The organism is Actinomycetospora straminea, assembly GCF_028737255.1.
In the GTDB taxonomy this organism is placed as follows: domain Bacteria; phylum Actinomycetota; class Actinomycetes; order Mycobacteriales; family Pseudonocardiaceae; genus Actinomycetospora; species Actinomycetospora straminea.
Genome location: NZ_JAQZAN010000004.1, coordinates 124,207 through 134,361 on the forward strand (window position 1 = coordinate 124,207; position 10,155 = coordinate 134,361).

Genomic DNA, 10,155 nt, shown 5'->3' on the forward strand with positions numbered 1-10,155 from the left:
GCCTCCGACCTGCGACGATCCGTCGGGTGAGCACCGTCCTGCTCGAGCGCGCCACGGAGCTCGAGGTGCTCGCCTCGACGCTCGCGCCGGCGGCCGCCGGGCAGGGGACCGTGGTCCTGCTCGCGGGCGAGGCGGGCATCGGCAAGACCAGCCTCATCCGCGCGTTCCTCGCGGCGGTCCCGCCCGGGATCCGGGTCCTGGTCGGCGCCTGCGACGACCTCGTCACGCCCCGCACGCTCGGCGCGGTGCGCGACGCCTTCGCCGGTCACTCGCCGCGCCTCGACCGCGTCCTCGCCGAGGGCACGCGCGACGACGTGCTGGTCGGGGTGCTCGCCGAGCTCGTCGAGTCGTCCCGGCCGACGGTGCTCGTCGTCGAGGACGTGCACTGGGCCGACGACGCCACCCTCGACGTCCTGCGCTACGTGTCGCGACGCATCGAACGGACGTCGGCGGTGCTGGTGGTGTCCTACCGCGACGACGAGGTGGGTCGCGACCACCCCGCGCAGCGCCTGCTCGGCGGACTCGCCGCCATGCCGGCGCACCGCGTCGTCATCCCGCGCCTGTCCCCGGCCGCCGTGGCGAGGCTCGCCGGGAGGACCACGTCGGGGTCGCTGTACGCGCTCACCGGCGGCAACCCCTTCTACGTCACCGAGGTCGTCGCGGCCGGGAGCCGCGGCGACGGGGCGGTGCCGCTGACCGTCGCCGACGCCGTCATGGCCCGCGTCCACGGGCTCCCGGCGGCGACCCGCAGCGCGCTCGAACAGCTCGCCGTCGTCCCGTCCCAGGTCGAGCTGCCGCTGGCCCGCGCCCTGCTGGGCGACCTCACCGTGCTGGCCGAGGCCGAGCGGCGCGGGGTCCTGCAGGTGCGTCCGGACGCCGTGGCCTTCCGTCACGAGCTGGCGCGGCGCGCGGTGGAGGACTCGCTGCCGGTGAGCGAACGCATGCATGCGCACGCCGCGGTCCTCGACGCGCTGCTCGGCGCCTCCGGCGATCCCGACGAGGTCGAGCTGCCCCGGGTGCTGCACCACGCCGTCGAGGCGGCCGACGACGAACGGGTCGTCGCGCTCGCCCCGCGGGCGGCGGCGCGGGCGGCGCGCGACGGCGGCTACGGCCAGGTGATCGAGTGCCACCGCCTCCTGCTCGAGCGCGAGCACCTCGTGCCCGCCACCGAGATCGGGACGACCCGGTGCCAGCTGGCCGCGGCGCTCTGGACGATGGACTCGCCCACCGAGGCGCTGGAGCACGGGCTGGCCGCGGCCCGGATCTTCGAGGAGCTCGGCGACGTCGTCGCCCAGGGTGAGGCGTTGGCCGTGCTCGCGCCGTCGCAGTGGTCGCTGGCGCGCACCGCCGAGGCGAAGGTGAGCCTGGCGCGTGCCGTCGCGCTGCTCGAGTCGGTGCCCGAGACGCCCACGCGGACCTTCGCGCTGCTGTGGTACGCGGTGCTGCTGGGTGTCGCCGGCGACGGGGACGCCCTGGCCGCCGCCGAGCAGGCCGCGGCCTCGGCCGAGCGCACCGGGGCGCCGGAGCACATCGGCATGAGCCGGACGTGCCTGGGCCGGGCGCGGGTGATGCGCGGCGAGCACGACGCGGGCCTGGAGCTGATGCGCGCCGGCCAGGCCGCCACCCGCGCGGCGGGGGCGCACACGTTCGCCCTCATCGCCCACGGGCTCCTCGTGCTCGACCTGTTCGCCCTGGCGCGCTACGCGGAGTGCCGGCGTCACCTCGACGAGGCCATCGCCTACGCCGAGGAGCTCGAGACCTGGTTCCTCGCGTCCTCCTGGCAGGCCATCGGGCACTGCCTGCAGGCCGTGCACGGCGAGTGGGACGAGGCGATCGCCGGGCTCCGCGAGATCGCCGGCGTGCGGGGGGCGGAGGAGAAGGGCTCGCTGCGGTACGCGCTGCCGCCGCTCGCCGGCCTGCTCGCGCGCCGGGGCGAGGACGACGCCGCGGCGTACCTGGCGTGGAGCCGGGACCTCGCTGCCCGCGCCGACTGCTACGACGTCGGGTGGGCGTCCGGGCTGGTGGAGATCGAGGCGGCGTGGCTGTCGGGGCGCCCGGCCGACGCCGACGAGGCGGTCGCGCGGCTCGCCGCATGGACCGCCCGGCCCGGTCGCGAGTTCGACCGCGGCGAGCTGGCCCGCTGGGAGACCCGGCTCGGGCGGCCGGCCGCGGTGCCGGCGGGCGCCCGGGCCGTCCACGCCGCCGGCATCCGCGGCGACTGGGAGGCGGCGGCCGCGGCGTGGGAGGCCGAGCGGATGCCGTACCACCAGGCGCTCGAGCTGCTCGACTCCGGGGAGGCGGAGCCGACCCTGCGGGCGCTGCGGATCCTCGACGGGCTCCGGGCGAAGCCCGCCGCCCGCCTGGCCCGTCGGCGGCTGCGCGCGCTGGGCGTCTCGCACATCCCGCGCGGCCCCTACGCGGCGACCCGCGCCAACCCCGCCGGGCTGAGCGACCGGCAGGTCGAGGTGCTGCGCCTGCTCGCCGAGGACCTGACCAACGCCGAGATCGCGGCCCGCCTCGTCATCTCGGAGAAGACCGCCGACCACCACGTCTCGGCGATCCTGGCGAAGCTGGTGGTGCGGACCCGCCGGGAGGCCGCCGCGGTCGCCCGCACGCTCGGCGTCGCCCCCGAGAGGCGGCGCGCGCCCCGCGCCTGATCAGGCGTGCGGGTAGCCCCGCCCCGCGTAGTCGAAGCCGCCCAGCTCGAGGCGCTCGTACCCCGCGGCCTGCGGCGAGGCGTAGTAGGCGCGGATCTCGGTGATGCGGCCCTCCTCGTCGAACTCGTACCACTCCGCGCCGCGCAGGATCACCCCGAGCGAGCCCTTGTGGTGGGTCCACTCGCACACGGCCTGGCGGCGGGCCTCGTCGACGACGATCGCGTCGACGGTCCACGACGATCCCCGCTCGCGGACCGCGGTCGCCCAGCGCTCGCCGATCGCCTGCGCGCCGACCCAGGGCCCGTCGTACATGTCCGGCGGGAAGAAGTGCCGGGCGTGGTCGGCGAGGTGGGCGGCGACGGCGTCGGCGTCCCCGGCGGTGCAGGCGTCCATGTAGCCCCGCACCGTCGCCTCGAGCGCCGCGGAGGTGGTGCCGGCTGCTGTGCTCACCGCGCGAGCATGGGGAGCCCGCGCCGCGCCTGGCAAGCGCGGGTGCGCAGGACGGAACGGGAGCGGCGGGCCAGGATGACCCGGTGACACCGAGCGGGCGCGTGCGGCAGGACGAGGTCTACCGGGGCGGGATCACGGGGCGGCGGCCGGTGGTGCCGACCGCGTTCCCGGCGCTCGAGCGGCGGGCGCGCCGGGTGATGTCGCGGCGGGCCCATGCCTACGTCGCCGGCGGGGCGGGGAGCGAGGAGACCGTGCGCGCCAACCGCGCGGCCTTCGAGCGTCACCGGATCGTGCCGCGGATGCTGCGCGGGGTGGGGGAGCGCGACACCTCGGTGGAGATCTTCGGCCGGCGCCACGAGCACCCCCTGCTGCTCGCCCCGATCGGCGCCTGCGACCTCGTGCACCGGCGCGCCGACCTCGCCGTCGCGGAGGGCGCCGCGCACGCCGGCGTGACGATGATCGTGTCCAACCAGGCCGGCTTCCCGTCCGAGGAGATCGCGCCGAGGGCGACGGCCGGCTGGTGGTCGCAGCTCTACTGGTCGACCTCCGACGACCTCGTCGACAGCTTCCTGGCCCGGGCCGAGGCGGCGGGCGCCGGCGCGGTCGTCGTCACCCTCGACACGACGACCCTCGGGTGGCGCCCGCGCGACCTCGACCTCGGGCACCTGCCCTTCGCCCGCGGGCTGGGCATCGCGCAGTACACCTCCGACCCGGTCTTCGCGCGGCTCACGCAGGAGACCGCCGACGGCCCCCGGCGCCCGTCCCCGACGCCCACGCCGGCCGCCGTCCGCACGCTGCTCGAGATCAGCCGTCACCACCCCGGCGCCCTCCTCGACAACCTGCGCTCGCCGCTGCCGCGGGCCGCGGTCGAGACGTTCCTGCGCGTCTACTCCCGGCCCACGCTCTCCTGGGACGACATCGCCACCCTGCGCTCGCGCACGCGCCTGCCCGTGGTGCTCAAGGGCGTCCTGCACCCCGACGACGCCCGCCGCGCCCTGGACCACGGCGTCGACGGCGTGCTCGTCAGCAACCACGGCGGGCGGCAGGTCGACGGCGGCGTCGCGGCGCTCGACGCCCTGCCCGGCGTGGTCGAGGCGGTCGACGGGCGGGCGCCGGTGCTGCTGGACTCCGGCGTCCGCAGCGGGTCCGACGCCGCCCGCGCGCTCGCCCTCGGCGCGACGGCGGTGTGCCTGGGCCGGCCGTGGGTCTACGGCCTCGCGCTGGCCGGGGCGGCGGGGGTGTCCCAGGTGGTCCGCGACGTCCTCGCCGAGCTGGACCTCACCCTCGCCCTCGCCGGGGCCCGCACCGCGGCCGACGTCGAGCTCACCCCGTTCGCCACGGCGGAACCCGCCGCGCGGGGCCGGGGCTGATCACGACAGGGTGGAGGGCATGTCCCGGGTGCTGCTGATCCGCCACGGCGAGACCCACGGCTACTTCGACGACGTCGGGCTCACCGAGCACGGCGAGGAGCAGTGCCGGGCGAAGGCCGCCGAGCTCGCCGCCGACCTGCCCGACGGCGCCGCGGTCGCGCTGGTCCACGCGCCCACGACCCGGGCCACCGCGACCGCGCGGACGCTCCGCGCGGTGCTCGCCGCCCGCCGCGACGACCTCGACCTCGGCGACCTGCGCCCCGACGCGCGGTTCGACAGCGTCCAGTTCCTGCACGACGGCGCGGCCCGCGAGTCGTCCGGGGTCGCCGCGCACCGGCTGCGGTTCGCGGAGAACGGGGCGGGCGTCCCCGACTGGGTCCGCGCCTACGACCGCTTCGACACCGACTACGGCGCCGGCTCGCGCCTCGGCGGCCCGATCGACCGGTGGATGGACCTCGTCAGCCTCCACTTCGAGCCGCCCCAGGTGATCGCCTACCGGGCGTGGGCCGGGATCCGCGCCCTCGGGGAGGGGACGACGCTGGTGTCGTCGCACTCCGCGCTGCTGCGCGGCTTCGCGGCCGCCGCGCTCGGGCACGACCCCGGCGAGCCGCGCAACCTCGAGCACGTCGAGGTGGTCCACGACGGCCGGCGCGCGGTCGTGACGTTCCGCGGCGAGACCGCCGAGGTCGACGTGCCCGCCGAGCTGCCGCCGTGGCTCGACGCGTCGTACCTGGAGGCGGGGGAGCGGGCCGCCCACCGGTGGTGAGCGCACTCGTCGCCGGGTCGTGACGTTTCGGGCCCCCGGACCCCGCCGATTCCCCTGGGTCAGCGCTGTCCAGCACGGGGAGCCCCCACCATGTCCCTCGCCGAGACCCTCGCCCGCCTGCGGGCGCGCCTGACCGGGGAGAGCGGTCCCGTCGGCCCCTCCCGCTCGTCCGACGGCGACGAGTCGGACGCGGGCCACGACCCGCGCACGGCGGCGTCGCGCGTCACCGGCGGCGTCCACGCCGAACATCGCGGCGACCAGGGTTCGGTCACCGGCACCGGCGACACCGACACGTTCGTCGGCCGGGCCGCCGGCCGCGACCTGGGCTACGCCGGCGAGACCGGCGCCGAGGCCCGCCGCGAGGCCGAGCGGGGCGAGCGGTGACCGGCGGCGACGGGGGCGGCTCCGGCCCGATGCAGGCGAACCACCGGGTCGTGTGGGTGCACCGCGTCGGCGCCGTCGTCGTCGCGATCGTCATCGCGGTGTTCGGCGTCCTCGGCTTCGTCGGCGGCCTGTCCTTCTTCGACACCCAGGGCGCCCCGATCGCGGGCCTGTCCACGAACGGCGCGCTCTCGACGATCTCGGTGGTCACCGCCGTCGTGCTCATCGCCGCCGCCGTCCGCGGCGGGCGGCTGTCGTCGACGGTGATGATCGTGGTCGGGACGCTGTTCCTGGTCTCGGCGTTCGTCAACCTCTGGCTCATCGGCACGCCGTACAACCTGCTGGCCTTCCGCCTGCCGAACGTCTTCTTCTCGATCGGCGCGGGCCTGGTCCTGCTGTTCACCGGCGCCTACGGGCGGCTCTCGGCGAAGCTGCCGAGCGACAACCCGTACAAGCAGGAGCGGCGCCCCGGCGACCCCGAGGACCACGGCGACGCCGCCGAGGCGCCGCAGGACTCCCACCGCCAGCCGCGCCCGTCGTCGCCCGCCGAGGCCGCCGCCGACCTGGCGATGGCCGAGGCCGAGCGCGCGCTCGTGCAGGGTGCGGCCACCGCGGACCAGCGCCGGCGCCTGGCCGCGGCCGAGCGTGCGCGGACCCACGAGGAGCGCCGCGAGATCTGGATGGGGTTCGACCGGTCCGACGAGCGTTCCGGTCACCGCCCCGACCGACGCTCCCACCGACGCGGCACGACCATGGCGTGATCACCCGGCTCGCTGTCGACCCCGCTGTCGACCCCGCTGTCGACCTCGACCCGACCCGGCCACCCGGCCCCTGGTCCCGCCGTCGCGTGACTGATAGACGTGGACGCATGACCGTGAGTGCGCCCGCCGCCGTCCGCGTCGAGGTCGAGGGGTCGACCGCGGTGCTCACCCTCGACAACCCGAAACGCCGCAACGCCCTGTCGGTGGCGACGATGACGGAGCTGACCGCCGCGCTGCGCGACGCGTCGGCCCGCGAGGGTGTGCGCGTCATCGTCCTGCGCGCCGAGGGGCCCGCGTTCTCCGCCGGGCACGACCTGTCGGAGATGATCGACCGCACGCTCGAGCAGGAGCGTGAGGTCTTCGCGGTCTGCACCGAGCTCATGACCACGCTGCACGCGGTGCCCCAGCCGGTGATCGCCGCGGTGCAGGGCGTCGCGGTCGCCGCGGGGTGCCAGCTCGTCGCCGCGTGCGACCTCGCCGTCGCCGCCGACGTCGCCGTCTTCGGGACGCCCGGGGTGAAGATCGGGCTGTTCTGCTCGACGCCGATGGTCGCGGTGACCCGCGCGATCGGGCGCAAGCGCGCGATGCAGCTGCTGCTCACCGGCGAGACCATCGACGCCGCGACGGCCGCCGAGTGGGGCCTGGTCAACCAGGTCGTCGCGCCCGACGCGCTCGACGGGGCGGTGCGCGAGCTCGCGGCCAAGGTCGCCGACGCCAGCGCCGTCACCCTGCGCATCGGCAAGGAGGCGTTCTACCGCCAGGTCGACCTGCCCGAGGACGCGGCCTACGAGCAGATGCAGGAGACGATGGCGACGAACGCGATGACCTGCGACGCGCAGGAGGGCATGTCCGCCTTCCTCGCCAAGCGGGCCCCCGTCTGGGCGCACCACGACTGACCCCCTCACGAGGCAAAGGAGCCCCGTCATGGCCTTCCCCGGCCTGCAGCACGTCGCGATCACGGTGTCCGACCTGGATCGCAGCACCGAGTGGTACACCCGCCTCCTCGGTGCCGAGCCGGTGCTCGTCGAGGACGAGGAGGGCGGGGAGTTCCGCCACGTGGTGTACGCCCTCGACGGCGGGACGCTCTTCGGGCTGCACACCCACATGGGCAGGGAGTCGAAGGACCGGGCCGACGAGCGGCGCACCGGGCTCGACCACGTCAGCTTCGGCCTGTCGAGCACCGCGGAGCTCGAGCAGTGGCGCGACAAGCTCGACGAGCTGGGCATCGAGCACGGCAGCATCAAGAAGGCGCACTACGGCTCGGGCGTCTCGTTCCGCGACCCCGACAACATCGCCCTCGAGTTCTTCATCGCCCCGGGCACCTGAGCCGGCGTGGTCCGCAGCGAACGCGCTGTTCGCTGCTTCTACGCGCACGAAGTGCCCGTTGATCACCGAAGGGCCTGCGCTCCCGGTACGAGCGAACGCGCTGTTCGCTGCTTCTAGCGCAGCGAACAGCGCGTTCGTTGCGACGGAGTGGGTCGCCGCCGAACCGTCACAGGCCCTATGGTCCTACGGAGCAACTTCTCGGGTCGGTAGACGTATCCGGTGATAGGCTGCCGGTATGGCTGCACGACGGGACTACTTCGACGGCTGCGGCGCCGCGCACGCGCTCGACCTCGTCGGGGAGCGGTGGGCGCTGCTGGTGGTGCGCGAGCTGGTGCTCGGGCCCAAGCGGTTCACCGACCTGCGGGCGGGTCTCCCGCACGCCAGCCCCAACGTCCTCTCCCAGCGCCTGCGCGAGCTGGAGGACGCCGGCGTGCTGCGCCGGCGCCGCCTGCCCCCGCCCGCCGCGTCCGCGGTGTACGAGCTCACCGAGTGGGGCCAGGAGCTCGAGCCGGTGCTCCAGGCCCTCGGGCGCTGGGCGGCACGCTCGCTCCCGGAGTCCGACAGCATCAAGGTCGACTCGTTCGTCCTGTCGCTGCGCACGATGTTCGACCCGGCCCGCGCGGCCGACGCCGACGTCACCCTGCAGCTCGTGCTCGACGAGCAGCCCTTCCGCACGCGCCTGGCGCACGGGGTGCTCGACATCGAGCGGGGCGAGGTGTCCGGCGCCGACGCGACGGTGCGCTGCTCGCCGACCGTCCTCGCCGGCGTCGTCTACCAGGGCCTGTCGGTGGACGCCCTGCAGGCGGACGGCGCCCTCGAGCTCACCGGCGACCCCGCGGCCCTGCAGGCGCTGGTCGACGCCGTGCACCTCCCGGAGCCCCTGCCCGCCTGACGCCGCTGCTCACGGACGGCGTGGCCACTCCGGCACGAGGTCGGTGTGGTCGCGCGTGCGGCGCAGCGGGAAGCGCGGCGGTCGCTTCTCGAGGAACGCCGTGACGCCCTCGGCGGCGTCGGCGTCGCGCCCGAGCTCGACGATGGCGCGCGAGTCCAGGGCGTGCGCCTCCCACGGCGAGGCGGCCGAGAGCATCGACCACATCATGTGCCGGGTGACGGCCACGGACACCGCCGAGGTGTTCTCGGCGACCTCCCGCGCCAGGCCGTACGCCGTGTCGAGCAGCTCGTCGTCGCCGACGACGCGCGAGACGAGCCCGCCGTCGAGGGCCTCCTGGGCGCCGAAGACCCGGCCCGTCATCGCCCACTCCATGGCCCGCGAGATGCCCACGACGCGCGGCAGGAACCAGCTCGACGCCGCCTCCGGGACGATCCCGCGACGCGCGAAGACGAAGCCGAACCGGGCCGACGCGCCCGCGAGCCGCACGTCCATCGGCAGGGTCATGGTGGCCCCGACGCCCACGGCCGCGCCGTTGATCGCGCCGATCACCGGGACCTGCAGCGCCGCGAAGCGCAGCGCCACCACCCCGCCGCGGTCGCGTCCGACGCCGTCGACCTCGCCGTAGCGCGCCGCCTTCGTCTGTGCGGGGTCCCGTCCGCGGTCGTCGAACGTGCTGCCGCCCTCGCCGAGGTCCGCGCCGGCGCAGAACGCCCGGCCCCGCCCGGTGACGACGAGCGCGCGGACCGCGTCGTCGGCGTCGATGGCGTCGCACGCCGCCACCAGCTCGTCGCACATGCGGCCGGTGAACGCGTTCATCCGGTCCGGCCGGTCGAGCACGATGGTGGCAATCCCGTCCGTGATCGAGTACTCGATCTCCGTGCTGTCCTGCACACGACCTCCTCGCCACCGTTGTCTCGCCACCACTGCCTCGCCACCAGTGCTGCGCCGCAGCCTCCCGCCGGCGCCCGGAACGGTCAACCCTGACCGGAAACGGCGGGCGCTCATCCGGGCAACGAGGAGGTCTCGGGCGGCGCGCGGCGTGGACATGCCCCGATCGGGGTACAAGAGTGAGGAGTCCGGGTCGACGGTGCGGTCGCCCGTTCCCGACCGGCGCTCCGAGCGCCCGAGGAGGGCCCGTGACCACTGCACTGCCGAGGTCGAGCGAGTCGGCCGACATGCCCGAGCACACCGGGCCCCCGGGGCCCACAGGACCCCCGGGGCCCACCGAGGTCGTCGTCGCGGTCCCCGACGACGCGGCCACCCTGAGCTGCCGCCTCCACGGCGTCATCGCCGGGGCGGGCGCGGGCGCGGTGCTGACGATCGTCGTCGACGCCGGCGACCGCATCCACGACCCCGATCTCGCCCGCGTGCTCGCGTGCGCCCGCGACGCCGCCGCCGGGCGTGGCCTGGGGTTCGTCGTCCGCTAGCAGGGGCGCCTGTCGGACCGCCGTGCTTTCCTGGAGCCATGTCGTTCGTCCACGGGCACCCGCGTGAGTCGGGCTGGGTGGTGAGCCACTACCGGCGTCCCCAGCACGCCGGGGACGACCAGCTC

11 protein-coding genes are annotated in these 10,155 nt (G+C 75.8%); 9 read left to right on the forward strand and 2 right to left on the reverse strand.

The window, feature by feature from the left end:
* Positions 1 to 26: 26 nt before the first annotated feature.
* Entirely contained in the window at positions 27 to 2,657 is a 2,631-nt protein-coding gene (locus tag PH190_RS08005) for an ATP-binding protein (RefSeq protein ID WP_274230971.1), read from the forward strand.
* Here the strand turns inward: PH190_RS08005 and PH190_RS08010 are convergent, their stop codons facing one another.
* The gene (locus PH190_RS08010; protein WP_274230972.1) at positions 2,658 to 3,107 is read right to left on the reverse strand and encodes a nuclear transport factor 2 family protein; all 450 of its coding nucleotides are present in this window, start codon (positions 3,105 to 3,107) and stop codon (positions 2,658 to 2,660) included. It abuts the gene before it with no gap.
* A gap of 83 nt (positions 3,108 to 3,190) precedes the next feature.
* Between PH190_RS08010 and PH190_RS08015 the strand changes: the two genes are divergently transcribed.
* The 7 genes from PH190_RS08015 (at position 3,191) to PH190_RS08045 (ending at position 8,603) form a co-directional block, all read left to right on the forward strand.
* Positions 3,191 to 4,477, forward strand: coding sequence for an alpha-hydroxy-acid oxidizing protein (locus PH190_RS08015; RefSeq protein ID WP_274230973.1), 1,287 nt, complete (start codon positions 3,191 to 3,193; stop codon positions 4,475 to 4,477).
* 19 nt (positions 4,478 to 4,496) lie between these two features.
* Entirely contained in the window at positions 4,497 to 5,243 is a 747-nt protein-coding gene (locus tag PH190_RS08020; protein WP_274230974.1) for a histidine phosphatase family protein, read from the forward strand.
* Between the two features lie 90 nt (positions 5,244 to 5,333).
* A complete protein-coding gene (locus tag PH190_RS08025; RefSeq protein ID WP_274230975.1) occupies positions 5,334 to 5,627 on the forward strand; it encodes a hypothetical protein in 294 nt (97 codons plus the stop codon).
* Entirely contained in the window at positions 5,624 to 6,385 is a 762-nt protein-coding gene (locus tag PH190_RS08030; RefSeq protein ID WP_274230976.1) for a DUF4383 domain-containing protein, read from the forward strand. The genes PH190_RS08025 and PH190_RS08030 overlap by 4 nt, the downstream gene beginning before the upstream one ends.
* A gap of 107 nt (positions 6,386 to 6,492) precedes the next feature.
* Positions 6,493 to 7,281, forward strand: a complete 789-nt coding sequence (locus PH190_RS08035) for an enoyl-CoA hydratase (protein ID WP_274230977.1) — start codon at positions 6,493 to 6,495, stop codon at positions 7,279 to 7,281.
* A gap of 28 nt (positions 7,282 to 7,309) precedes the next feature.
* The gene (locus tag PH190_RS08040) at positions 7,310 to 7,711 is read left to right on the forward strand and encodes a VOC family protein (RefSeq protein ID WP_274230978.1); all 402 of its coding nucleotides are present in this window, start codon (positions 7,310 to 7,312) and stop codon (positions 7,709 to 7,711) included.
* 235 nt (positions 7,712 to 7,946) lie between these two features.
* Positions 7,947 to 8,603 (forward strand): winged helix-turn-helix transcriptional regulator, encoded by a 657-nt coding sequence (locus tag PH190_RS08045; protein ID WP_274230979.1) that lies wholly within the window; start codon positions 7,947 to 7,949, stop codon positions 8,601 to 8,603.
* A gap of 9 nt (positions 8,604 to 8,612) precedes the next feature.
* On the opposite strand, the gene PH190_RS08050 is transcribed toward PH190_RS08045, so the two are convergent.
* Positions 8,613 to 9,494, reverse strand: coding sequence for an enoyl-CoA hydratase-related protein (locus PH190_RS08050; RefSeq protein ID WP_274230980.1), 882 nt, complete (start codon positions 9,492 to 9,494; stop codon positions 8,613 to 8,615).
* A gap of 245 nt (positions 9,495 to 9,739) precedes the next feature.
* Here PH190_RS08050 and PH190_RS08055 point away from each other — a divergent pair, with 245 nt between their 5' ends.
* On the forward strand, positions 9,740 to 10,030 hold the full coding sequence (locus PH190_RS08055; RefSeq protein WP_274230981.1) for a hypothetical protein: 291 nt from the start codon (positions 9,740 to 9,742) through the stop codon (positions 10,028 to 10,030).
* Positions 10,031 to 10,155 lie beyond the last annotated feature (125 nt).

Excerpts from the sequence above, each read along its gene's own strand:
- PH190_RS08020 (WP_274230974.1), top strand. The coding sequence starts at position 4,497 with ATGTCCCGGGTGCTGCTGATCCGCCACGGCGAGACCCACGGCTACTTC.
- PH190_RS08040 (WP_274230978.1), top strand. The coding sequence starts at position 7,310 with ATGGCCTTCCCCGGCCTGCAGCACGTCGCGATCACGGTGTCCGACCTG.
- PH190_RS08045 (WP_274230979.1), top strand. The coding sequence starts at position 7,947 with ATGGCTGCACGACGGGACTACTTCGACGGCTGCGGCGCCGCGCACGCG.
- PH190_RS08035 (WP_274230977.1), top strand. The coding sequence starts at position 6,493 with ATGACCGTGAGTGCGCCCGCCGCCGTCCGCGTCGAGGTCGAGGGGTCG.
- PH190_RS08025 (WP_274230975.1), top strand. The coding sequence starts at position 5,334 with ATGTCCCTCGCCGAGACCCTCGCCCGCCTGCGGGCGCGCCTGACCGGG.